The sequence below is a fragment of the Halalkalibacter kiskunsagensis genome, assembly GCF_037027555.1.
Lineage (GTDB): Bacteria > Bacillota > Bacilli > Bacillales > Bacillaceae_D > Halalkalibacter > Halalkalibacter kiskunsagensis.
This window is the reverse complement of sequence record NZ_JAXBLX010000018.1, coordinates 25,289-50,632: the sequence shown is the minus strand read 5'-3', so window position 1 is coordinate 50,632 and position 25,344 is coordinate 25,289. Positions and strand designations below refer to the sequence as shown.

Annotated in this window: 22 protein-coding genes and 1 pseudogene; 17 read left to right on the top strand and 6 right to left on the bottom strand. The window is 36.8% G+C overall.

What is annotated here, in order from left to right:
- The 4 genes from SLH51_RS12170 to SLH51_RS12155 all read left to right on the top strand — a co-directional run bounded on the left by SLH51_RS12170 (position 1) and on the right by SLH51_RS12155 (position 6,046).
- Positions 1-2,157 carry a helix-turn-helix domain-containing protein gene (locus SLH51_RS12170; RefSeq protein WP_335961537.1) on the top strand — a complete coding sequence of 719 codons (2,157 nt, stop codon included), beginning with the start codon at positions 1-3 and terminating at the stop codon, positions 2,155-2,157.
- A 289-nt stretch (positions 2,158-2,446) separates the two neighbouring features.
- Positions 2,447-3,412 carry an ABC transporter permease gene (locus SLH51_RS12165; RefSeq protein ID WP_335961536.1) on the top strand — a complete coding sequence of 322 codons (966 nt, stop codon included), beginning with the start codon at positions 2,447-2,449 and terminating at the stop codon, positions 3,410-3,412.
- Between the two features lie 13 nt (positions 3,413-3,425).
- Positions 3,426-4,334, top strand: coding sequence for a carbohydrate ABC transporter permease (locus SLH51_RS12160; RefSeq protein WP_335961535.1), 909 nt, complete (start codon positions 3,426-3,428; stop codon positions 4,332-4,334).
- Positions 4,335-4,417: 83 nt separating this feature from the next.
- Positions 4,418-6,046, top strand: coding sequence for an extracellular solute-binding protein (locus SLH51_RS12155; RefSeq protein WP_335961534.1), 1,629 nt, complete (start codon positions 4,418-4,420; stop codon positions 6,044-6,046).
- A gap of 507 nt (positions 6,047-6,553) precedes the next feature.
- Here SLH51_RS12155 and SLH51_RS24465 read toward each other — a convergent pair.
- Positions 6,554-6,700, bottom strand: a pseudogene (locus tag SLH51_RS24465) (glycoside hydrolase family 38 N-terminal domain-containing protein); the annotation flags it as partial.
- 413 nt (positions 6,701-7,113) lie between these two features.
- On the opposite strand from SLH51_RS24465, the gene SLH51_RS12145 reads away from it, so the two are divergent.
- The 5 genes from SLH51_RS12145 (at position 7,114) to SLH51_RS12125 (ending at position 13,620) form a co-directional block, all read left to right on the top strand.
- On the top strand, positions 7,114-8,469 hold the full coding sequence (locus SLH51_RS12145) for a glycoside hydrolase family 125 protein (RefSeq protein WP_335961533.1): 1,356 nt from the start codon (positions 7,114-7,116) through the stop codon (positions 8,467-8,469).
- Positions 8,426-8,869, top strand: a complete 444-nt coding sequence (locus SLH51_RS12140; RefSeq protein ID WP_335961532.1) for a hypothetical protein — start codon at positions 8,426-8,428, stop codon at positions 8,867-8,869. The genes SLH51_RS12145 and SLH51_RS12140 overlap by 44 nt, the downstream gene beginning before the upstream one ends.
- Before the next feature lie 87 nt (positions 8,870-8,956).
- Positions 8,957-9,835: a sugar phosphate isomerase/epimerase family protein gene (locus SLH51_RS12135; protein WP_335961531.1), complete on the top strand. Its 879-nt coding sequence runs from the start codon at positions 8,957-8,959 to the stop codon at positions 9,833-9,835.
- A gap of 1,263 nt (positions 9,836-11,098) precedes the next feature.
- Positions 11,099-11,284 (top strand): hypothetical protein, encoded by a 186-nt coding sequence (locus SLH51_RS12130; RefSeq protein ID WP_335961530.1) that lies wholly within the window; start codon positions 11,099-11,101, stop codon positions 11,282-11,284.
- An 806-nt stretch (positions 11,285-12,090) separates the two neighbouring features.
- Entirely contained in the window at positions 12,091-13,620 is a 1,530-nt protein-coding gene (locus tag SLH51_RS12125; protein WP_335961529.1) for a bifunctional metallophosphatase/5'-nucleotidase, read from the top strand.
- Between the two features lie 252 nt (positions 13,621-13,872).
- On the opposite strand, the gene moaC is transcribed toward SLH51_RS12125, so the two are convergent.
- Genes moaC through SLH51_RS12110 form a run of 3 tightly spaced genes read right to left on the bottom strand, consistent with a single transcriptional unit; the run spans position 13,873 to position 15,439 of the window.
- Positions 13,873-14,358, bottom strand: a complete 486-nt coding sequence (gene moaC / locus SLH51_RS12120) for a cyclic pyranopterin monophosphate synthase MoaC (protein ID WP_335961528.1) — start codon at positions 14,356-14,358, stop codon at positions 13,873-13,875.
- On the bottom strand, positions 14,355-14,948 hold the full coding sequence (gene mobA, locus SLH51_RS12115; RefSeq protein ID WP_335961527.1) for a molybdenum cofactor guanylyltransferase: 594 nt from the start codon (positions 14,946-14,948) through the stop codon (positions 14,355-14,357). Before mobA ends, moaC begins: the two co-directional genes overlap by 4 nt.
- Entirely contained in the window at positions 14,945-15,439 is a 495-nt protein-coding gene (locus SLH51_RS12110) for a MogA/MoaB family molybdenum cofactor biosynthesis protein (protein WP_335961526.1), read from the bottom strand. Before SLH51_RS12110 ends, mobA begins: the two co-directional genes overlap by 4 nt.
- Before the next feature lie 130 nt (positions 15,440-15,569).
- On the opposite strand from SLH51_RS12110, the gene moaA reads away from it, so the two are divergent.
- From moaA to moaD, 5 genes are all read left to right on the top strand, one after another.
- Positions 15,570-16,586 carry a GTP 3',8-cyclase MoaA gene (gene moaA, locus SLH51_RS12105; RefSeq protein WP_335961525.1) on the top strand — a complete coding sequence of 339 codons (1,017 nt, stop codon included), beginning with the start codon at positions 15,570-15,572 and terminating at the stop codon, positions 16,584-16,586.
- Positions 16,587-16,681: 95 nt separating this feature from the next.
- Positions 16,682-17,962: a molybdopterin molybdotransferase MoeA gene (locus tag SLH51_RS12100; RefSeq protein ID WP_335961524.1), complete on the top strand. Its 1,281-nt coding sequence runs from the start codon at positions 16,682-16,684 to the stop codon at positions 17,960-17,962.
- A 32-nt stretch (positions 17,963-17,994) separates the two neighbouring features.
- Positions 17,995-18,465, top strand: coding sequence for a molybdopterin-guanine dinucleotide biosynthesis protein B (locus SLH51_RS12095; protein ID WP_335961523.1), 471 nt, complete (start codon positions 17,995-17,997; stop codon positions 18,463-18,465).
- Positions 18,446-18,922, top strand: coding sequence for a molybdenum cofactor biosynthesis protein MoaE (locus tag SLH51_RS12090; RefSeq protein ID WP_335961522.1), 477 nt, complete (start codon positions 18,446-18,448; stop codon positions 18,920-18,922). Before SLH51_RS12095 ends, SLH51_RS12090 begins: the two co-directional genes overlap by 20 nt.
- Complete coding sequence (gene moaD, locus SLH51_RS12085; RefSeq protein ID WP_335961521.1) at positions 18,915-19,148, top strand: molybdopterin converting factor subunit 1; 234 nt, start codon at positions 18,915-18,917, stop codon at positions 19,146-19,148. The genes SLH51_RS12090 and moaD overlap by 8 nt, the downstream gene beginning before the upstream one ends.
- A 169-nt stretch (positions 19,149-19,317) precedes the next feature.
- Here moaD and SLH51_RS12080 read toward each other — a convergent pair whose 3' ends face one another.
- Both SLH51_RS12080 and fdhD read right to left on the bottom strand, forming a co-directional pair.
- Complete coding sequence (locus SLH51_RS12080) at positions 19,318-19,548, bottom strand: hypothetical protein (RefSeq protein WP_335961520.1); 231 nt, start codon at positions 19,546-19,548, stop codon at positions 19,318-19,320.
- A gap of 57 nt (positions 19,549-19,605) precedes the next feature.
- Positions 19,606-20,397 (bottom strand): formate dehydrogenase accessory sulfurtransferase FdhD, encoded by a 792-nt coding sequence (gene fdhD / locus SLH51_RS12075; RefSeq protein ID WP_335961519.1) that lies wholly within the window; start codon positions 20,395-20,397, stop codon positions 19,606-19,608.
- 556 nt (positions 20,398-20,953) lie between these two features.
- On the opposite strand from fdhD, the gene SLH51_RS12070 reads away from it, so the two are divergent.
- The 3 genes from SLH51_RS12070 (at position 20,954) to SLH51_RS12060 (ending at position 25,146) form a co-directional block, all read left to right on the top strand.
- On the top strand, positions 20,954-22,198 hold the full coding sequence (locus SLH51_RS12070) for an L-lactate MFS transporter (RefSeq protein WP_335961518.1): 1,245 nt from the start codon (positions 20,954-20,956) through the stop codon (positions 22,196-22,198).
- A 64-nt stretch (positions 22,199-22,262) separates the two neighbouring features.
- A complete protein-coding gene (locus tag SLH51_RS12065) occupies positions 22,263-22,625 on the top strand; it encodes a Na-translocating system protein MpsC family protein (protein ID WP_335961517.1) in 363 nt (120 codons plus the stop codon).
- A gap of 160 nt (positions 22,626-22,785) precedes the next feature.
- Complete coding sequence (locus SLH51_RS12060) at positions 22,786-25,146, top strand: FdhF/YdeP family oxidoreductase (RefSeq protein WP_335961516.1); 2,361 nt, start codon at positions 22,786-22,788, stop codon at positions 25,144-25,146.
- The last annotated feature ends 198 nt before the right edge of the window (positions 25,147-25,344 follow it).

Genomic DNA, 25,344 nt, shown 5'->3' with positions numbered 1-25,344 from the left:
ATGAGCTCAGTATCTAGTTTACGAGATGAAATTGAACAGTCAAATATAAATAAATTAGAACAAGTTGAAAACATTACAATTGAAAGAATGAAAGAGCTAGAGACATTAGCGGCACGAATTTCCTTTGATCCCAGATTAACGCCATCCAAGATAAGCCACGGGTATTACAGCAGGGAAGGGATTGAAGAACTAAAAAAGTATAAAGCAAATAGCTCAATTATTGAAGAAGTATTTATTTATTATCATCAGCAAGAGAACTTATACTCATCATCTGGTTCTTATACAGTCAATACTTTAATGCAGAACAAATATAGTTTTGAAGACTGGGATCAGGAAGTGTTTTTAAAAGATTTGAAGACTAATTTACCTTTTACGAAACCGGTGGATGAGATAGTAGGGAATGGAAATGATGAAGAAAGTATTATTGCGTATTTTTATCCTATTTCTCGCAATAATACAAGACCTTATGGTACAGTATTATTCTTCATTAGGGAGTCTAGTATAACTGACTTTATGAATACTATTTTAGGTGATTTCAAAGGAAATGCTTATGTATTAAATGAGAATGATCAGATTATTGCATCCTCTGTTAATGACTTTACAGTTACTAGTGAAAGCTTGAATTTAAGCTCTTGGGATGAAGGAGAATTTGGTGTAGAAAGTATTGAAGTTAACGGGAAGGACTATTCTCTTGTGACGGTAAGATCACAGATAACAGGTTGGACCTTTATTACCTTAATGGATGCGAATCAATTTTTTGAACGGCTTAGTGATACGAACATATTAATCGTTTTACTGTTATTAGTTATGTTAATAATAGGATTCGTATTATCAATTGTCTTTGGGAAAAATCAGTACAAGCCTATTCTCAATTTAGTTAACTCTGTTAGTAAAAAAGAATACATTAAAGTAGATGGAGAAAATGAACTAGATAGAATTAGAAAAACTATTAGTACAGTTTTTGAAGATCAAGAAGTTATGAATAAAACCATTGATAAACAACATCCATTTGCCAAAGATCAATTTATGACAAAAATGTTAAAAGGTGATTATAAGGATGAAGGCGAGATTAATTCATTAGCAAAGCTATTGAATATAGAAATGAAGGACGGCAATTACTTTGTTGTAATTGTATATTTTGAAAATGGCAGTTTCAGTGAAGAGACTATCGGAGAAAGAGACAACATATTCAATTTATTAAGTGATATTTCATTAGAGTCGGTTTCAGCCCAAGGAATAGATTTACTTTATAGTGACGCAGTCGTGCTAGTTGTTACGATGGATAAAATAGTAGTAGATGTAAACAAGCAACAGAATCAAGTGATTCAGAAAATCCAACAATTTATCCAAAATGAAACAGATTTAGAACCAATTATTGGAGTTGGGGAAGTATACTCTAATAAGAGTAGAATTAATAGATCATATATAGAAGCATTAGCTACGTTAGAATATAAATATTATTATCCAAAAGGAAGTATTATTCATTTTAAAGAGATAAGTACAGAGGTAGAACATTCTTTAGGGTATCCAAAAGAAGAGCAAATGAAACTTGTACAAAGTATTAAACAAGGGGATAAAGATGTTGCAGAAGAGACTTTGTTGCAATTATTTGAAAATCTAGCTTCTAGTGATCTCTCGATTCATGTTTTGAAAGCAGTATGTTTCGATATAATAAATACAGTTGTAAAGACAATTTCAGAATTGGGTTTAACTACACCGGGAGATACTTTTAGAAAAATGGTTGACTTTGACAGAATTGAGCAGTTGCATAAACACCTCAACTTATTAGTCGTAGAAACTTGTAAAAAAGTAGACAACAATAAGGAAAGTCATAACATAAAACTTAGGAACGATATTATGAAGTATATTAAAGCGAATTACCATTTGTTTGAATTATCGTTAGAAAAAATTGCTATAGAGTTCCAGCTCTCTGTTTCATATATTAGCCGTTTCATTAAAGACCAGTCAGGTGTTAATTTTAAACAATATGTACAACAGCTCCGTATGGAGGAAGTGAAAAGACAACTTAAAACAACAGATAAACCTATAAAAGAAATTGTTGTTGATGTAGGATATAAGGATGTAGCTAACTTTACTAGAAAGTTCAAGAATGAAGTTGGGGTTACACCAGGGCGGTATCGAGACTTAAATAGTTAAGAAAGGAGTGAATTGTCAACTACAATTCACTCCTTTTTAGGTTGAATTTTACAAGTGAATTACAGTAAAAAGCCATTTAAAACAAGAGTTTATTGCAATGTAAAGTATTACATATAAAAAAAGTTTTACATAGTTGGTAATGCAGAAACCTTTAACCTATAAGAAGATTAATGAACTATTATTGAGTAGGACAATAATGAATAAAAACAACATATTGTCGTTATTTTCTGAAAAGTCTATCATGTAAGCAGTTACATGATATTGAATTTTTTTAAAGGGAGGGGAATGAATGAGTTCGGGAACATCTTTACAAAAAGGGAAAATAAATAGCTCAGTAAAACCGGAACTGAAAAAAAGGAAAAACAGAAAAATTCTTCAAAATTGGCAACTGTATGTATTAATCTTACCAGCATTTCTATATTTCTTTATTTTTAAATATGTTCCAATGTACGGGATCCAGATTGCATTTAAAGATTACGTTCCTACATTAGGTTTTCTAGGGAGCGAATGGGTTGGTTTTAAGCACTTTGAAAGGTTTTTTAATTCTTATTATTTTTGGGACTTAATACAAAATACATTAGGAATTAGTATCTATGAATTAATAGTAGGTTTTCCATTACCTATCATATTAGCATTATTATTAAATGAAGCAAAAGATGGAATATATAAAAGAACTGTTCAAACAGTTACTTATGCACCTCATTTCATTTCAGTAGTTGTTATATCGGGGATGATTATTGCCTTTTTATCACCAACAACTGGTATCATTAACCATTTAATTCAATTTTTAGGGTTTGAACCGATTGCATTTATGAGTGATCCGAAGTGGTTTAAAACAGTCTATGTATTATCTGGAGTATGGCAAAGTACTGGGTGGGGGACGATTATTTATCTAGCTGCACTATCATCTGTTGATCCACAACAACATGAAGCAGCAGTTGTAGATGGAGCTACTCGCTTTCAACGGATACGGCATATTAATATACCGGCAATTGTCCCTACAATGATTATTTTACTAATCTTAAACCTAGGCACAATAATGGCAATGGGTTTTGAGAAAATACTATTGTTACAAAACCCATTAAACCTCGAATCATCTAATGTTATTGCAACATTTGTTTATCAAGCTGGTTTATTAGAGGCTCAATATAGTTTTGCTGCAGCCGTAGGATTATTCAATGCTGTAATCAATGCTATATTACTGATCACTGTAAACTATTTAGCTAGAAAGACAAGTGAAACAAGCTTATGGTAAGGGAGGTGCAGATATGGATTTAAATCATATTAATGAAAGTAGAATAGATAAGGTTTTTAAAGTTTTTGTGTACATGTGTCTTACTTGTGCGTTGCTTATTGTACTTTACCCGCTAATTTATATAATGAGTGCTTCTATTAGCAATCCAACGGCTGTAAATTCAGGACAAATGTGGTTATTTCCAAAAGATATTACATTTGAAGGGTACCGAGTTATTTTCAATAATGATTCCATATGGCGTGGGTATATGATGACCATTTTTTACACCGCATTTGGTACATTAATAAACTTGGCCGTTACAATTCCAGCTGCATATGCGTTAGCACGTAGAGATTTCTATGGACGTTCCTTTTTTATGATTATGTTTGTCATTACAATGTTCATTGACGGTGGATTGATTCCCACATACTTAGTTGTAAGAAACTTAGGAATGATTGATACAATTTGGGCAATGGTATTGCCAAACGCTGCTGCATTATGGAATATCATTATTGCACGTGTATTCTTCCAGTCCACCATACCAAGAGGACTAGAGGAAGCTGCGATCATTGATGGAGCTTCTAACTTTAAACTGTTTGTGAAAATTATATTACCTTTGTCTGCGCCAATTATTGCTGTTATGGCTCTATTCTATGGAGTGGGACACTGGAATGGCTACTTCAATGCGATGATTTATTTATCAGACCGTAGCTTATATCCACTGCAGTTAGTTTTAAGAGAGATTCTTGTATTACAGGAAATGTCTTCAAACAATATGAATATGACAGGAGAAATGGCACAATTTCTTCATAGTCAACAGCAACTGTCAGCAATTATTAAGTATGGTGTGATGATCGTTTCTTCATTGCCAATTATAATCGCTTACCCATTCTTACAGCGCTACTTTGTAAAAGGGGTTATGATTGGATCATTGAAAGGGTAAGATCAAATCTCTGTAAGGGAGGTGGTGCAATAAAGTTGTAGTTAATTAATCTATATTCTATTAAAAGTGAGAGGAGTTTGAAAATGAAAAAGAGGCTCATGTTAATGTTATCTGCTATTTTGTTATTTTCTATTCTAGTTGCTTGTAATTCAAATGATACAGGCAGTGAAGTAAACGAAGGGGATAGTGAACAATCTAATGAACCATCATCTGAAGAGGCCGGAGTAGTAAACAAAGAAGGATATCCAATTGTAGATGAAGAAATAACATTGTCACTGATGGCACCAGGTACTGGGATGGCAGAATGGAAAGATATGCCTACCTTGCAGCAGTATTCTGAAATGACAAATATTCAGTTTGATTATATTACCCCTCCAATAAGTGATTTCCAAACGAGATTAAACTTAGTGTTTGCAAGTGGAGATGTAGCTGACATTATTTTTGCAGCAGGTACTGGTAACTTAACACCAGGTATGGAAGTAGACTATGGTCAGCAAGGTGTATTAATCCCACTTGAAGATCTAATTGCTGAATATGCACCTAATTTTCAAGCACTAATGGATGAAAACCCAGAAATTCAAAGGTCTATTACAACAATTGACGGCCATATATATTCCTTACCAGTAATTAACCAGCACCCAACATCTGCTTGGCCTGCAGGACCGCTTTGGTACAATGGTGCATGGCTTGATGCTTTAGGTGTGGAGGAAGTTCCTAAGACGACTGATGAATTATATGATCTATTAGTGCGTTTTAAGACGGAAGATCCGAATGGTACTGGTGAAGATGACACAATTCCTTTAATTGATGTTCAAATGAATAGTAGCCGTACTTGGTTCTTAGCTGCATTCGGTATGAAAGCATGGGGAATTGAAGATGTTGATGGAACAGTAAGGTATGCTCCAATGTCGGAAAACTATAAAGAATATTTAACGTATATGAATAAACTCTATGCAGAAGGATTGTTGGATCCAGAAACATTCTCACAATCAGATGAACAGAAGAAGGCTAAAGGTCAGGAAAACAGACTAGGGTTATTCCCAGATTGGTTCTCTTTCTTTACTACTGGTCAGACGGAAGAGGAAGCCCTTAACAATCCAATGTTCCATCCATTAACTAGTCCTATTTCACCAGAAATAGTACTACCAGGTAACCCTGGAATTAGTAGAGGTTCTTTCTCTATAACAAGCAACAATGAACATCCGGATGCGTCAATGAGATGGGTTGATTATCTCTATTCTAAAGAAGGTAGAGACTTCTTTGACCAAGGACCTGAAGGATATCTTTGGGAAGAAGGGGAAGGCGGAGAGCGTATATTCTTAGAAGTTCCTTCCGAGTATCCTAGTAGTGAAGATTACCGTGGTACATTAACTCCTGCTTACGGTATTCCAGTACCAATGTTAGTAGATTTAGTTGATGGAGCTCCAAGATCTGAATTTGATTTATTCATCGAAGCAGAAACTCAAGCTAAAGTTGACCCTTATGCAGAAACACCATTTCCACTTGTATATCTTACTGATGAGGAGCAAGATAGTGTAAACACTATCGAGGTTGATTTACGTTCATATGTGGAGCAAATGGAAGCAAGATTTATTACTGGTGTAGAACCGCTATCTAAATGGGATGATTATGTGAGCACAATTGAACGGATGAATGTGGAAGAATACGTTCAAATTCATCAAGACGCATATGATCGTTGGGCGTCGAATTAATAAGGCTTAGTAAATACATTCTTAAAATATAGAAAAATAGATGGCTCGTATTAACCTGAAAAGGTCTATTGCGAGCCATCGTTTCATAATACAAAGTAAAAATTTGAGGTGAAGTATTTTGTTCCTAGTAGAGGAAAAAATCAAAGCAGAATTCGGGAACTATCAAACTTCCGATACCGTGACAGAATTCAATTATCCGGTTGGAGCTTTATTATAGATAAAGGTGCCGACATTGGTACTCATCCACCTAAACATAACGATGATAGCAGAACTGTAAGCATCTGAGATCGATGGCAAGGACGAGATTTATATGCCTGGCTGTCATCAAAGTGACGGTACCAGATGAATGGTCTGGGAAGTGAGGTGGAATGTGGTTAGAGGCAGATTGTAATATCCCTTCAGTGAGTCACTTGTACGTCAATTTCAACCGCATGCCGCATGATACATTTATGTGAAGAGGCATTGATGGCAGTGAAATACAAACCACTATTACAACTACTTGACTCCAGCTAATTTTTTTATCATGAAAGTTTTAAAGCCAGACTTCTTCAAGATTTGCGGTAATGCGCAACTTTATCCAAATACATCAGGAAGCCATAAATACTCACTCTCTTTCCCAAACTCATCGCGAATAAATTTGGTCCCAACTAACATACCTTTTTAGAAACCTTAGAAACAAACACAAATTTCAAAAGTTTTCACCTTGATGGGCAAACGATCATTTTAGATGGTTATTTACAAGTTTGTCCAGAGCAGAAAGAAAAACTGAAAAGGTTTTGGTGAGCTAGGTGATTGGGGGTACTTTCCAACTCCGGAAGCACAATGTCTTGGGGAACATACGGTTTCCTATCGAATAGTTCCGCATCAAGGTGGAAAACATGAGCTTGATGCATACAAAGATGCCTATCAATAACAAATACCATGGTCAACGAAACAAACTAGTTTACATGCTGAGGATCGTTCGCCTAATTACTCGTTTTTAACTTATGAATCCACTAGTAATCTAACTTGTATGTCACATTAAAGACTGTAAAATTATGAGATTAATAGAAAAGGACGTTGGAAATATGCAAAATAAAATACCTGTATCAATGAAATCCTTAATTGATGAAGTGAAAACCTCTTTTGCGAATGATGAAAAAGTTCAAACGATGTTTGAGAATTGCTTTTCAAATACTTATGAAACAACTATCCGGCACAAAGAGGATGGTACAACATTTGTAATTACCGGTGATATACCAGCAATGTGGTTAAGAGATTCTGCTGCACAGGTTAGACCTTATTTGCTACTGGCTGAACAAGATGAAGCTATAGCTGATCTGATTCAAGGGGTTATTCAAAAACAATTCCTTTTTTTAAATCATGACCCATACGCTAACGCCTTTAATGAAGAAGCAAATGGAAATCGATACCACGAAGATAAGACTGAAATGACTGATCTGATATGGGAACGCAAATATGAAATTGACTCTCTGTGCTATCCCATCCAGTTGGCTTATTTATTTTGGAAAGCGACGGGGAGGACTTCCCAGTTTAATAACACTTTTATTGAAGCAGTAAATAAGATCATCCGTACATGGAAAAGGGAACAATATCATGCTGAGCGGTCAAATTATCATTTTGAGAGAGAGAATTGTCCAGCTCAAGATACGTTATCCCATGGTGGCAAAGGTGCGCCTGTTAGATACACAGGAATGACTTGGAGCGGCTTCAGACCGAGTGATGATGCTTGCCAGTATGGTTATTTAATTCCGTCAAATATGTTTGCAGTTGTAGTTCTAGAGTATGTGGTGGAAGTTTTTGAACAAGTAATTCAGGATTCTAAGCTTGCTAAGGAAGCATTGGTTTTAGCGAAGGAAATAGATCAAGGGATTCAAAAATATGGAACGGTAGAACATCCGGAATATGGGACGGTTTATGCCTATGAAACTGATGGTTTGGGTAATCACAATTTAATGGATGATGCTAATGTACCTAGTTTGTTATCAATACCTTATCTCGGCTACTGTGCTGTCGATGATTCTATTTACCAGAATACGAGAAAGTTTATTTTGAGTAATGAAAATCCATTTTATTATGAAGGAAAAATAGCAAAAGGGATTGGCAGCCCTCATACACCTGAACGGTTTATTTGGCACATTTCACTAGCTGTCCAAGGGTTGACTGCGGTTACGCTAGAAGAGAAACAAGAGATTCTTCGTCTATTTAAAAATACTGATGCCAAGACTAATTTGATGCATGAAGGATTTAATGTTGATGATCCTATGCAATTTACAAGGCCTTGGTTTTCATGGGCAAATTCTATGTTTAGTGAATTTGTACTAAGCTTGACAAATACGTTCGTTAAGGAAAGTCCAATTTCGAAGGTAGGGAAGACCAATGATATTCCAATTGAAAATAGTATTAATAGGTTTAATCTTTAGCATTTTAGCGGGATGTTCAGGCGAAATAGAAATAAATAATGAACAGGCCTTTCAAGAAGTAAAGCAAGTATTAGAGGATAACTTAAAATACCTTGAAGCAAAAGATTTAGAAGGCTATCTCAATACTTTAGTGGAGAGTTCTAGAGATGATACAAGTCAAGAAGCAGAACATTTTTTTCAAGACTTTGATATTAGTTATGAATTGGTAAATACAGAGTTAGTAAAAGAAAAGGAAGATACGATTGTCCTTGAAGCTGAACAAATGGCAAGAGTGATTTTCACAGATGGAGATGAAGCATTTAGAAATCATATAACATGGAACTCTCACACATTCAAAAAAGAGGATGGAGAATGGAAAATAGCTGCCTCAAGGATTTTAGATATTCTTTTTATTGACTAAAAGGCGACGATTTCAATTGATTCGTTGGGTATTCGATGTGTTACTGCACATCTAAGGTAAAAAACTATTATTTAATAGGGGGAAAAAATGAAACTAGGAATAAGTACGTATAGTTTATTGGATGCAATCAAAGCAGGTGAAATGGATGTGTTAGACGTTGTACAGTGGATTGGGGACAATGGAGGAGAACATATGGAGATTGTTCCATATGGATTTAGTCTAGTTGACAATTTGAGATTAGCAGACGCTGTTTGTGATAAAGCAAAGGAAGTAGGAATAGAATTATCCAACTACTCTATGCCTGCTAACTTTGTTCAGTACTCTGAGGAAAAATTCGAGGAAGAAGTAGAACGGGTAAAACAACATGTTGATTTATTAGCCAGAATGGATATAAAACACATGAGACATGATGTAACAGCTTTTACACTACCTCCAGAAAAAAGAACAATCGATTACTTTGAAAATAGTTTACCGCAGATTATTGAAGGAAGCCGTCGGATCGCTGATTATGCGGCGCAATTTGGGATTACTACAACGATTGAGAATCACGGTATGGCAGTCCAGCATAGCGACCGAGTTCAACGGGTCCTAAATGCTGTTGATAGACCTAACTTTAAAACTACACTAGATATTGGAAACTTTATGTGTGTAGATGAGGATCCTATCATTGGGGTTAAGAAAAATCTTCCATATGCATCACTAGTCCACTTCAAAGATTTCTACTTCCGGCCATATGATGCCCATCCAGGTGCTGGAAAATGGTTTGAAACATCAAATGGAAACTTTCTAAGGGGAGCAATTGTGGGACACGGTGATATAGAAATTCGAAAAATTATAAAGCTCATTAAAGACTCAGGATATGATGGGTTTATTACATTGGAATTTGAAGGTATGGAAGAATGCCGTGAAGCTTGTAAGGTTGGAATGGATAATCTTAGACGTTTTTGGCAGGAAGCACAAGCCTAACGAATGTAGGAACAATAATTTATTATAAGAGGCATCTTGCAAATAACATACTCGGTTCGGTTTGTTCCTGCAATTAAAGAAGTAAAAAAAGTCATTTGTATGAAATTTTGGAACGGTTGTAGATGCTCTACAGATGAGAGGAGCAGTGCAACAAGGTATTACGGCGATTACGAACAATATCAGTCGTTCCGCAGCATGGACATCGACTAAACTTAATAACTACGTAATAGGCGAATAGATTTGTCATGGCATATACACCTCCTGACGTTCCTAGTAGATTCATTCCAGCGACCTTTGCAGTCGTCTTCCTAGAAATATCTCTTCTTTCGTGCTTCAATTGATAACGAATCTCGAATATTGCCTTACTTTTAATTTATTTGTACGAGGTGATTTCCACGGTGATTACATTTATGTCGGATGAAAGTTCCGTAGATTTGGTCTAATCGTTACCCTTTGTCCATATATTCGCAATAAGGAGGGATTCGATGGCTAACTGTAATAATTGCCAAGATTACGCCGAAGAGGGAACTCATGATCACGATAACAACTAGAGTGTCTGCATTGTGAATGTTGGTATTGTCAGATTGAGGCGGAGAAGTTGCGATTGTAATGATAGAGAAATGAATTTCGATATAATGCAGAAGGAAATTATATAAAAGTTTATGGAATATCAACTTTCAGGTAAGAGTATCCAATGCTAGTTTTTGCATTTGCAATTACCTGAATAAAGGCTATAGTCGGAATATAGCAATAGTAGTGTTAACACTTATGCGGAGGGGGAAAGGCAGATGATGCTTGACTTTATTCGACTAAGATCGTTAGTAATCGGTGGAATTGCTGGAGTTCTTATTGGGTTTATTGGACTTATGATAAGTGGGTAATTGCGCATATTTCAATTAGTAGATTTTTCTTATTTACTAAACATTTTTCGCAACATCCTCAGATAAACAACGTCCTTTTTCGGAGGGGCGTTTTTTGATTTGCGAATTCCCTTAAGCCAATATAGAAGCTTGGCTTACAAAATGTAATTTGTTGATTTGTACTTTGTGGTTATTGAAAAGTAGAAAACGTTAAAGTAGTTTAACCACCGTCCGTTGTGGAGGGTGGTTAATTTTTATGAAAATAAGCATCTGTAAAAATAAGGATTATAATATTTTTTAAAGACGGTCTAATCAATTATTCATGTCCATATAATTTATCTAGAAATACTCATCATTTAGAACGGTTAAAGTGGAGGATTCCCGACTAAAGGAGGATTTAGATATGGCGGTAAAACGTTGTGTTGATTGTGGAAATTTACAAAGAGGATATAGTAACGGGAAGGAATGTCCCTATTGTGAGCAACTACTATGTCCTAGTTGTTCGGATAAGCAGTTGATGTTATTTTCGTGGAATGGATGCACAAAATGCTGTATTGATTATCGAAAGTTAGTTCATGGCGCCAGTTAGGCATTTTTTGTGTTTATGAAGGAGAAATACAGTGTACTCTTGATGAAGAGAGGGCGTAAATGTTATATAGAAGAGAAACTTATAAAGTTCTAGTAGATAAAGCAAGTACCTTTGATAATTTTTTTTCATGAATATTTGTTGCCTGTTCAACTAAAAAACGGAGCAAAATTAATAGGGCGCTGGGTAACAGAGCTCAAGATGAAATCATAGTTTTGTGGGAGTACCCTAGCTATGAAGAGTTTTTAAATAGAAGAACGGGTTAGAAATGATGAAATGCACAAGCGAACAGAAAAGAAGTTGTTAAAGGTAGGCAAAATCTACTTAGACAATCGACAAGACTTCTTGACTTCTACAGGAGAATACCATCCCAAAAAAACAGAATGTCACAGTGAGTGGATGCAATGAAAGGGCATTGCATCCCGTATGAAGCATTCAAAGTACGTCCTTATAAACTACTTGAAAGATTAGAAGGTTATTTAGAACAAAAGTAATTTTGAAGAAAAAGCTTAGTCTCAGAAAGGTTAGGACGTAACCTGTACTTGGCAACGAAGCGTAACTATGTAACACAATAGTTCTTAATAGAGAAGGCACCTGGGTTTAAGCTTAGGTGGCTTCTTTTGTTTTTGTGGCTTTATATATATGTTCGAAAAAAGGACTTACAGCTTTGTTATATCTTAAGTCACATCCTTAAAAATTCATTCAAGTATATAGTAGTAAAGCAACGAATTTATTTTATTTTGTTTTATGTATACAAACAATGGTGAAAATAAACAAAGAATCTAACGTTTCCAAGGGAGAAGTTAACGGTGAATATACAATGTACATGGACAAGTATCAGGTGTTTGAGACTCGGAATTTTACTTTTGTTTGTATTAGGTCTTTTCGGTTGCGCAGCTTTATCAGAGAGTGAGCAAGTGAGTAAAAACGAGCAGCGTGATGAGACGATATCATTAAAAATTCTACATTTAAATGATATTCATGCATCAATTGGTGACTTTGCCTATATTGCCACCTATATTGAAACAGAAAGAAAGAAAAATGATTATTTTCTTCATTTAAATGCTGGAGACTTGTTTAGTGGTGACCCTGTAGTTGATCTTCAGCAGGGGACTCCTATCATTGAGCTATTAAATAAGCTTGAATTAAATGCAGTTACGATGGGAAATCACGATTTTGATTATGGGCAGGAGCATACAGCTGCTGCAAAAGATTTATCAAATTTTCCTTGGTTAAGTGCAAATACGATTGTAGTGGACAAGACAACTCCGATTCAACAGCCTAAGCCATATGTCATTTTCGAATTGGAAGAACTGACTGTCGGTGTTCTTGGCTTGACACAATCCCCTCCATCAACGGCACCGGCAAGTATAGAAGGATTAGAATTTCTAGATCTTAAGGAAACAATTGAGAAATATTCATTTTTACGAGACGAGGTTGATGTGTTCATTGGCTTAACACATGTGGGAATTCAAGCTGACCGTATGATTGCCAAGCAATATAATTTGTTTGACGTCATTATCGGGGGGCATTCACATACGGTAATAGAGAATCCAGAAACGATCAATCATACAGCAATTGCCCAAGCAGGAGCAAATGGGTTATATATTGGTGACATTACAATTGATATAGATCGTAAATCTCGAAAAATTGTGAATATTGATGGACGATTGCAATCGGTGGAGGAACTGCAAGAAAGAGATGAAGAGATTCAAGCCATGGTAGAGCAATACATTGACGAGATGGCTACTACATTACAGAAAGTGATTGGAAATACAAAAACTGGGCTGACACGTGTAGGACGAAATGAACGAGATGTACCGCTAGGCAACTTTTGGACAGATGCGATGCGTCATATGACAGGCTCTGATATTGCCTTAACGAATAATGGGGGAATCCGTAATAGCATTGAACCTGGAGAGATAACGAGTGGTGACATTTATACGGTTGAGCCTTTTCAAAATGATTCAGTTGAATTTAAAATGACAGGCCAAGCAATTAAAAATGTAATTGAATTTTCATTTAAACGAGGCAACCAAATTGACTTGCAAACATCAGGCTTGCATTACACAATTTTCACAAATGATAAGGGCCAGTATGTCGATAGTTTGTTAGAGGTTGATGGTAAGGCAATTGATTTAGATGAGACGTATCATGTTATTACGAATAGTTATCTTGCGAGTGGAGGGGACGGGTATCATTTTGAAGGGGAAGTTATTTTACCTGCAGCTGGAAATCTTGCGAATGCATTAATCATTTATGCTGAACAAATCATGAAAGAAAAAGGTTCAATTGATTATGAAGATGAAGGGCGTATCTTGATTAGAAGAGCTGAGTAAATAAAAGAAAAGAAAGCAGGTTTATTATCAGATTAATTTCGAAGTGATTATGTTATTCGAACTAGATGTCCCTTTTGTTGAGATGCTACCTATATTAAGGTGTATGGTGAATCCCTCTGTTTAGGCAGAGGGATTTTTTTTGAAGTATATTGTAAGTTAGTTATACTAATGGATTCTGGTCCAATTGGAACGACTCAAACAGAAGAAGCTGTTTGAGATGCACAAGATAAGAGTCACCCATCAGATCCTCATTTATTTCTGCGCAACATAATCTCCGTTTTTGCCACCTGTTTTTCTTAATAAAAAGGTCTCTTTAATGACCATGCTTTTATCGACTGCTTTGCACATATCGTAAAATGTTAAGGCGGCGGCTGTTACGGCGGTTAATGCTTCCATTTCAACTCCAGTATTCCCTTTACAAGAGACTTCAGCTTGAATAATGAGCTCAAATCCGTTGTTTCTTTCTTGGTATTCAAAATGGAAATCAACACCTGTAATTTGAATAGGATGGCACATAGGAATAATGTCAGATGTCTTTTTCGCAGCCATGATTCCAGCTATTTGCGCCACTTGGAGGGGGTCTCCTTTTTTAATTTGGGCATTTTGAATCGCATCATATAATTCCTGTTTTAAAAGAATCGAACTTTGCGCAATGGCTGTTCGTTTTGTGCTATCCTTTTGTGAAATGTCAACCATTTTGGGTCGTCCTTTTTCATTCCAGTGGGAAAATTCACTCATAGTTCTGTTTCTCCATTTCCATTATCAAGTTTCCAGTCTGTTTGATAATTTATATTTGTAAAGTCTTTACAGTCACGTGAATAGTGAACATATTTTGTGTTTACAACTTTTAATAATGGTCGCATACTTTTTTTGTTGTTTGCTAGGAGTTCGTTGGCATACGGTAAGCATCGACGGTGATAAATCGCTAGCAATGGTTGTTCGTTTTTTTCTGTGATCGGAATAACTGCATCAATGGACTCATTATTAGTATGTTCCAATAATGATTTGATAAATGATGGGGTGACAAATGGTATGTCAGCCGCTAGAATGAAAAACCACTCACAATCACCAATAGATTCCATTGCAAAGGTTATTGCATACAATGGACCATTATGAGGAAGTGTCTCGATTAAGACCTTTGTGTTTGTTTGAAGAAATTGTGATGCCAAAAGATCGTTGGTGACTATGTATGTTGATGTTACCCCGGCATTTAGTAAGGCATTAAGACTATGTTGATAGAAAGGGATGTTATTATATTTCTCAAACATTTTTGGTTTCCCATAACGTGACGATTTTCCTCCTGCTAATACAACTCCTGCTACCGTCATTTCTTTACTAATTCTTCTGCAAAATGAGGCATAGTAGGTAAAATTAATTTTTCCATAGCTAGTCGAACAGCGTTTGTTGAGCCCGGCAATGCATAAATAGCAGTATTTCCTATACTTCCAGCGACTGCCCTACTAAATAAAGCTTTAGGACCAATCTCTTCATAACTTAGCATTCGAAACAGTTCGCCAAAGCCATCCATTTGTTTATCCAATAGAGAAGATACAGCTTCATATGTCACATCTCGTGGAGAGAAACCAGTTCCACCGTTTAAAATAATTGCTTGTATGTCAACCTGGTCTGACCATGTCTTTATCTTATCCTGAATCATAGATTTCTCATCTATAACGATTTCGTATTCAAGAATCGCATGGTTTTTTGATTGTAAAAGGGTTTCAATCGTCTGCCCACTGCGGTCATCTTCTTTGTTTCTCGTGTCAGAAATCGTTAAGATAGCAACAGTTACACTTTTGGTAGTATTTATATTATGCATTCTAGTCATTCACCTTCTTTTTTTATGTTAGAATGATTAATTATATCTTACTTAATAGTAACAGCTTTTTAAAGAAGAGCCAATAATCGCCGATGTACGATGAAGGACGAGTAAAAAAGGAGGAATATGCATGGAAATCGATTCAGTTAACGATAAGTACTTGCGACCATTGCAAGATCTGCGTATATCAATAATGGACAAGTGTAATTTCCGCTGTTCCTACTGCATGCCTGCAGAAGTTTTTGGCGAAGATTACGTGTTTATGAGAGAAGAAGAATTGCTTTCATTTGATGAAATCGAAAGGTTAGTGAGGCAGTTTACAACATTAGGTGTGAAGAAAATCCGATTAACAGGCGGAGAGCCATTGCTAAGGAAAAATGTCCCAAACTTAATAAAACAGTTATCATCAATTGATGGAATAGAAGATATTGCTTTAACAACAAATGGAGTTCATTTAGTAAAACAGGCAACTGCATTGAAAGAAGCGGGACTTATGCGTGTAAATGTTAGTTTGGATGCATTAGATACGGAAATTTTCCAAAAAATGAATGGAAGAAAAGTATCATCGTCTGTTGTATTAAAGGGAATAGAAGCTGCTAGAGCAGCAGGTCTCGAAGTGAAAATTAACATGGTTGTGAGAAAAGGTGTAAATGAAGGCGAAGTTGTAAAATTAGCTAAGTATTGCAAAGAACAAAACATCACATTACGGTTTATTGAATTTATGGATGTTGGACAAACAAATGGATGGGATTTCTCTCAAGTTGTGACGAAAAAAGAACTCCTTGAAAAAGTATCAACCATTGCACCAATTGAAGCAGTTGAGAGAGACTATTTAGGAGAAGTAGCATCAAGGTATCGATACAAAGGGACAAATACAGAAATTGGAATTATTTCATCTGTATCTGATACGTTTTGTGGAAATTGCACACGGGCAAGAATCTCAGCAGACGGCAAGCTTTATACTTGCTTATTTGCTGAAGAAGGATATGATTTACGTGACTTTATCAGATCAGGTGTATCAGATAACGATATCAAGAAGAAAGTAAATGGAATTTGGAGTAACCGTACGGATAAGTATTCAGAAGAACGGACGGAAGAAACAGTTAAGAATCGAAAAAAAATTGAAATGTCATATATCGGTGGGTAGGATAGTGCAAGAGGGGTTCCCTCTTGCATTATTTCGCTATTATATGGAATCATAGGGTAAGTATTGTCGAAATATTTCAAAATGGAGTGTGAGCTATGGTAGAGAAGCGTAAGCCGATCCCGGTTGAAGAAGCTGTCAGAAAAGTAATTGAAAATGATGTGTATCCAAAGACAGAGAAGGTCTCTATTGAAGAGGCATATGGAAGATTTCTAGCGGAGGACTTAGTAGCGTCTCATGATGTTCCTTCATTTGATCGTTCCCCGTACGATGGGTTTGCCATTCGCTCGATAGATACAAAAGAAGCAAATTCAGATCAACCTGTGCGATTTGAAGTAGTAGGGGAAATTGGGGCCGGCTCAGTCTTTACCGGTGTTGTCGAACCATTTCAAGTCGTAAGAATCATGACAGGTGCCCAGATTCCAGCTGGATGCGATGCGGTTGTCATGCTTGAATTAACAAAGGAAATAAGCGAGAAAGAGATTTTAATCAAACGTATGTTTAAAAAAGGCGATAATATATCTTATCAAGGCGAGGATACGCAAAAAGGGTCTATTTTAGTGAACAAAGGGACTCAAATCAACCCTGGCATTGTAGCACTACTCGCAACGTTTGGTTATCATGAAGTCACTGTCACGAAAAAGCCAATCATAGGTGTCATTGCAACAGGGAGTGAATTATTAAATATCGATGAGCCGCTTGCACCAGGGAAAATACGTAATTCAAATGCTTATATGATTATGGCACAAATAGAGAGAGCTGGTGGGCAAGCTGAGTATTTTGGTAAATTAGATGACGATTTTGACACTTGTCTGAGTGCAACCAAAGAGGCGTTGGCTCAAGTAGATATGCTAATTACAACAGGTGGAGTATCCGTAGGCGATTATGATTATGTTCCAGCTATTTTACATGAATTAGGTGCCACTGTTTTCTTTAACAAAGTAGCAATGAGACCAGGAAGTGTAACGACGGTTGCAAAATACGATAATAAAATGATCTATGGATTATCAGGCAATCCATCTGCTTGCTATGTTGGATTTGAGCTGTTTGTGCGTCCAATGTTACGTCGTACTCTATACAATCAGTTTCCACATCTTCAAAAAGTAAAAGCAACACTAGGAGTTGATTTCCCTAAGCCTAATCCATTTATGAGATTCGTACGAGCAAGACTTGATTATGTTGAAACTCAATTAGTTGCTTCTCCTTCAGGTGTTGATAAATCGGGTATTGTTAGTTCGTTAGGAGGGGCAGATTGTTTGCTTTTATTACCTGGAGGAACAAGAGGATATGAAAAAGGAATGTTAGTTGATGTGTTGTTGTTAGAAGATCATCAAGGAAGTGAATGGCCTTGGAACAATATTGTCCCATCTTACAGGTAGTAGGCTATCAGAATAGCGGGAAGACGACGTTGATGGAGAATTTGATTAAGAAAAGCGCTGATCAAGGATGGCTTGTTGCATCAATTAAACATCACGGTCACTCAGTTGCACAAAAAAATGAAATTGAAATAAAAGATAGTCAACGTCACCAAAAGGCAGGAGCAACGATTACAGCTGTTGAAGGTGGCGGCTCTTTGCAAATACATAGTAAAAACCAATCTTGGTCGCTAGGTAAACTGCTAAAACTATATGAACACTTTTCCCCGGATATAATCTTTGTTGAAGGATTTAAAAAAGAACGGTATTCTAAGGTTGTGTTGTTACGCGATGAGAAGGATATTGCTCTTTTACATGAGGTGAGTAATATCCTATGTGCCATTACGTGGAAGCCTTTGCCGGTGATGAAATTCGGTTTTCCTATCTTTTCTCTAGAGGATCAAGCTAGTTACGTTGAATTTATTTTACAGAAATTGAGTGATGATAATGAATCAACATCTATTTGACATACAAGAAACACCTTTATCAGTCGAAGAAATGGTTGCGAAAGTTACGAGAGTTGAATGTGGTGCAATTTCAACCTTCATTGGTACGGTAAGAGAATTAACGCATGGAAAGAGAACACTTAAGTTGGAATATCAAGCTTATAAACCGATGGCAATCAAAATGCTAGAACAAATTGGAAAAGAAGTTGAGGAAAAGTGGCCAGGAGCTATGATTGCTATAACTCATCGAGTAGGGATATTAGATATATCAGAGATAGCTGTTATCATAGCTGTTTCAACTCCTCATCGAAAAGCAGCGTATGAAGCAAATGAATATGCGATGGAGCGAATCAAACAAATTGTTCCAATTTGGAAAAAAGAGTTTTGGGAAGATGGAACAAAGTGGATTGGTGATCAACTTGAAACAACTCCTTATCCAAAAGGGAAGCCAGAATTCGAGGAGGGAAAAGATGATTAATATATTGTTATTTGCTGAACTCCAAGAAGAGGCCGGTGTTGATCAGATTAAGGTTGATAAAGCAGGAGTAACCGTGTTCGAATTAAAAGAATGGTTACTCCAACAATACAATCTTACATCGCTTTCCAATACAATGATAGCGATAAATGAAAGCTATGCTACAGAAGAAGACAGAGTCAAAGACGGCGATACAATTGCTTTTATTCCTCCTGTTAGTGGAGGATAAGGAAGGTTTAATTGCATGATATAGAAATGAATAGCACACCAATCAAAATGATGGTGTGCTATTCATTGTTCCATGACTGTAATGGGTTAAGTTTTTACGCTTGAAGTAAGGAAAAAAACACTGGGAAGGTTGTTGCCCCAGTGTTTCCATTGATTTGATCGAAATAGTTTTATTCGCTTACGAGTTCATTTAACTTTTTATTACGGATGATTTGTTCTCCTGCGGAAGCCAAATCATATTTTTTTAGCAGGTGAAATAGTTCATTTAGTTCTAGTTGAGTAGGACTGCTTTCAATAAATTGTTGGCAATGTGAAAAAATGTCTGCTGGAAGGAATGATTTTTGAGATTCGAGTTTGCTTACTACATCTGTTACTGGATGATCTAATTTACATGAGCTCATAGAATTACCTCCTTGGGATGTCTACTTTAATTATAGTATATAATCGGTGCCATTTGGCTAATTTAGGATGATTCTTTCAGGTTTTGAGTAAATATTAAACGTAGATCCTCGAATAAAGCCAACCGCAGTAATATTCAAATCTTCAGCAAGTTGTATGGCTAGATCAGTAGGAGCTGATTTAGATAAAACGATTCCTACACCAATCTTTGCGGCTTTGGTTAGGATTTCAGATGAAATTCGCCCACTAAATACAAGAATTTTATCTTTAACGGGTATTCCATTTAATAACGAGTACCCATAAAGCTTATCAAGGGCATTGTGTCTACCAATATCGGAACGACTAACAATTATCTCCTCAGAAGTGCAAAGAGCTGCATTGTGAACACCACCCGTATTTTTAAACACAACGCTCGATTCTTGCATTTTTTTCATTAAGTGAATGCATTGATTCGCTGTTATTGTAGATGAAATCATTGATGTTTTCGCTGTTTGAATATCATTTTGAAAGTAGAACTGTCTGCTCTTTCCGCAACAAGAGCCGATAAATCGCTTTGAAAAATATTGCTGGTTTTTTATTTCTTTTTTATGTAATTCTACGTAAGCAAATCCGCGGTCAGCATCAAGAGTTAACTGTTTAATTTCTTTTTTAAAGCGAATAACCCCTTCCGACGCTAAAAAGCCAATGACCATCTCTTCTAGCTCGCTTGGGCTACAGACCATTGTGGCGAATTCCTTTTGATTGATATAGATTGTTAAAGGAAATTCGATGGCAATTTCATCTTCAAAGGCTATAAAGCTATCATTTTCGTACTTAATGATTGATCGACTCGAGCTTAACCCTTCAGTCATATTGAATCTCCTTTCTATAAAAGAGAAAATGTCTTTAATGCTTATCATCTAAACACATTCTATTACGGGTGACAAGTGTGGAAGTATGAGAGTCATAGAAACTAGGGCTACGGAAAAAGAGGAAAATGGAGCCACTGAAAAAGTCCATCGAGGAAGTGGCACTGGCTCCGCACTTTGCGCGCCCGCTATGAGAAACCACTCATAGCGGGCTTTAAAAAAGGCAACGGCTACGCTCATTGCTTCAAGGCCACTGAAAAAGGTAAAAAGCAACCTTTTTCAGTGGGCTCTAGAAACTTTCGTATAAACTTATTGAAAATTGAGAGGAAACAAGGTATTATGTAGCTGTATTCATAAATTTGTAACATTTAAGAATTGAGATAGCGAACCTGTCGTCGATTTTAAATGTTGATTTAGTGTAAGCGATTACTATTGGTGCGAAAGTAGCGAAACCTGCTTGAGACTAATCGTCGTGCTTTTTTGGGGAATGGCTCTCCATAAAAGATAGCGTCGATTTTTTTGTTTTTTAGAGAAAAAAGTGAGGAGCGTGAGGGAAGCAATGGGGAAGACAAAGAATCGTTGGTTGATTGCATTAGCAGCTGTTGGGATTCATATATCAATTGGGTCTGTTTATGCATGGAGCGTTTTTACAAACCCGATTAGGGAACAACTTGGCTGGGATTTAAGTGCAGTTTCTCTGACATTTAGTATTGCGATTGTCTTTTTAGGACTATCGGCAGCATTTATGGGGCATTTCGTAGAGAAGTATGGACCACGTAAGTTAGGATTAGTGGCAGCGATCTTTTTTGGTATAGGACTAGTCGGATCTGGCTTTGCTATAAATGCGGAGTCAATTGGGTTACTATATTTTACTTATGGAGCTTTAGGCGGCATTGGTCTAGGTGTCGGATACATTACGCCAGTATCCACATTAGTGAAATGGTTCCCGGATCGTCGTGGGTTAGCGACCGGTTTGGCTATTATGGGTTTTGGGTTCTCAGCGATGATAGCTAGCCCAATTATGGCAAATTTAATTGGTTCAGTAGGCATTGCTAATACGTTTTTTACATTAGGTATTGTTTATTTTGTGATAATGCTTGCCTCAGCTTTGTATATTGAACGACCACCGGCAGGTTATATGGAGAATGTGCAAAACGCTGGCAAGAAAGTGGCAACAGATCTTTCTCAATTAACAGCGAATGAAGCAGTGAAAACGAGAAGGTTCTGGTATTTATGGATTATGCTTTTTATCAATATTACGTGCGGGATCGCCATATTATCAGTCGCATCACCAATGGCACAAGAAATCGCAGGCCTAACAGCAACGGCTGCGGCAACAATGGTAGGAGTCATGGGCGTATTCAATGGGCTGGGTCGTATTGGCTGGGCTTCGATTTCTGACTATTTAGGACGCGCAAACGTGTATACGGCATTTTTTATCATTCAAATTGTTTCGTTTTTTGCCTTACCGAGTATTACACATGCCGTTATATTTCAGGCAGTCTTATTTTTAATTCTGACTTGTTATGGTGGTGGCTTTGCATCCATTCCAGCCTACATTGGCGACTTGTTTGGTACGAAACAGCTTGGAGCGATTCATGGATATATATTAACTGCTTGGGCTCTAGCTGGATTAGTCGGTCCGATTTTAGCATCTTGGATTCGTGAGACGACCGACAGTTATGCCGGCACACTTTATATCTTTGGGTTTATGTTTATCGCAGCATTGATTGTGTCACTCGTGATTCGTATTGATAATAAGCAATTAAAAGAGGCTAAGGATGTAAAAGAATTAGCTAGTTAAGTTGACATTTATAGTTGCTCAAACTACTCTTTTAGTAAGTTAAAGTAAATGAGGGTACATGAAAATGAATAAATATGAAGCAGAATTTAGTAATTTAGTTCGTTCTTTCCGTAAGAAGCATATGGGAAAAGGTCCAAGTAAAATAAGTACAACCTTTTGTAAAAAATGGGCCATATGTGAAATGGAAGGGAATCTTTCTCCAGTTGAGAAGTTCATTGCAACGGCTGAGGAAGGCAAGCAAATGCTCAAAGCTGCAAGAACAGAAATGGTAAAAGATATGTATCGTAAAAATCCACCAGCAGAAATGGAAGAATTTTTGCAATGTAAATTTTTAGATTTGTTTGTTGATATTGATATTGAACGGGACTTTGGGATATCCATTTTTGTCTTTGATGAAGACATCGAACAGAAATTTTCAGCCAAGTGATCGTTTACTAACAGTAGAACTGCATATTGGTTTGGCACTTAGCAGCGATCCTGCTCAAGACTAACCACCGTTATGACCACATGAAAAATGGGGAAGTACGGTGGTTTTTTTATAAGATAAATCATAACTATTAATATAGAAGACTAAGGGAGTGAATACGATGGGTAAAACAAAACATACAGGACCAATTAAATTACCTCATACACCAGCTCCTAAACTTTGGGCAAGTAAAGTTCCATTTGGTTTAGGAAAAATAAAACCAAAACATATTCGTGAAACGATGAAGGTCGTTTGGAATAATAAAGATAATTTGAATTACGCAAAAAATATTATTACAAAAGGGGTGTGCGATGGCTGTGCATTAGGGGTTGCTGGGTTGTATGACCAAACATTAGCCGGACCTCATGTCTGTACGACCAGATTGAATGTGTTACGACTGAATACGATGCCGGCAATGAAAGAAGAAATGGTTCATGCTGATATTGATGAGTTACGCAAATATTCAAGTGCAGAATTACGGGAGTTAGGGCGTGTTCCTTATCCATTAATCCGTAGACCTGGAGAAAGGAAGTTTTCGCGGATCCAATGGGACGAAGCAATGGATCTGATTGCAAAGAAAATGAAGAAGCTTGATCCGAAAAATTATGGTTTTTTCTTAACTTCAAGAGGAATTACGAATGAGTCTTATTATGTAGCGGCAAAGGTTGCTAGATTTTTAGGAACAAATAATATCGACAATGCATCTCGTATTTGTCACTCGCCGTCTAAAACAGCGTTGAAACGCTCAGTTGGAATTGGGGCATCAAGCTGTAACTACAAAGACTGGATCGGATCAGATGTAATTGTCTTTTGGGGATCAGTAGCAGCAAATAACCAACCTGTATCAACAAAGTATATGTATGCAGCGAAACGAAAAGGAACGAAAATTATTTGCATTAATCCATATCGTGAACCATCAATGGAGAAATACTGGATTCCGTCTGTTGGGGAATCAGCTTTATTTGGAACAAAACTTGCGGATGATTTCTATCAAGTCAACATTGGTGGAGACATTGCCTTTATGCATGGAATTATGAAGCACTGGTTTAAGATGGAGGAAATCAAGCCTGGAGCAGCAGTGGATCACAAGTTTGTACAAGAACATGTAAATGGCTATAAAGAGCTAAAGGCAAAAGTTCAGGAGCAATCTTGGGAAGAGATAGAGATGTCAGCTGGAGTTTCGAAAGGGAGAATTGAGGAGTTAGCCGAATTACTTGCTAACAGCAAATCAGGTGTATTTGTTTGGTCACTCGGACTAACGATGCATACTTTTGCTTCCGATAATATCTCTCAAGTTGCAAATCTAGCATTGCTACGTGGCTTTTTAGGAAGAGAAAATTGTGGGGTGATGCCAATTCGTGGTCACTCAAGTGTTCAAGGAAGTGGCGAAATGGGAGCAGACCCATTTGTCCTTCCAGGAGGAGACTTTGAACCGAAAAATATTGAGCGGATGGAGAAGCTGTGGAATTTTGACATACCGAAATGGCAAGGGGACGTACTTGGAGTATCACTTGAGAATTGTTTATTGCCAGATGACCATGAACGCAAAATCAAAATGTATTATTTATCCGGCGGAAACTTTTTAGAGACGATGCCAGATCCGACTTTCGTTGAAAAGGCGTTATCAGAGCTCGAGATTCGTGTCCACCAAGATATCATTTTTAATACATCCACACTTGTTGATGCGAAAGAAGCTGTGATTGTTCTTCCAGCCAAAACACGCTATGAACAAGATGGTGGTGGAACCTCAACTTCGACAGAGCGCATGGTGTATTTCTCTCCACAAATTGAAGGAAACAAGCAAATCGTTGAAGAAGCTCGTTCAGAATGGAAAGTTTATATTGATCTGGCAAAAAGGGTGAAGCCAGAAGTTGCTCATTTAGTCGACTTTAAAGATGGTCAAGCGATTCGTAATGAAATTGCGGCAGCAAATCCAAATTATGATGGTGTCCAGCATTTGAAAGAACAAGGCGATGTCTTCCAGTGGGGTGGAGCATGGTTGTGCGAGGATGGAATTTGTCCAACTCCAGATGGCAAAGGGAATCTTATCCCTGTTGATATTCCAGATTTAAATAAAGTAGCTGGGGATTTCTATGTGACGACAAGACGTGGCAAGCAATTTAACTCCATGGTCTATAGTGAATATGATCCATTTAATGAGGCTGATCGGTATGATGTGTTAATGAATGCCGAGGATGCGAAAGATCTAAGTATTTCTGAACGAGAATCGATTGTTGTATATAACCAACATGGTGTCTTCACAGGAAACGCTAGGTTTGTTGATATTGCACGTGGCAATTTAGAATTGCACTTCCCAGAAGGAAACTTCCTACTACCTAAAGGGGTATATGAAAAATTAGCAAAAATACCAAGTTATAACGTTGCCGTAAAGGTAGAGAAAACAGAACGCTTTAATGCACGAAAAGACATGAAATATCTAGAAAAACGAATTGATGATTTAGAAATGACAGCTGAAGGGTAAGTAGAGTAAGGGAAGACAGTTTGCTGAAATAGATAGCGATTTAACTACAACGAGACGGAAACCCAAACACTTGGCTTCCGTCTCGTTATTTGTTGTTTTAGCAGACTGAAAAAATATTAGTTCAGAACCATGAATGAAAGAATAAAGACCTCATCACGAAAACCTGATGACTTACAAGAAGTATATTGCCAACAGTAG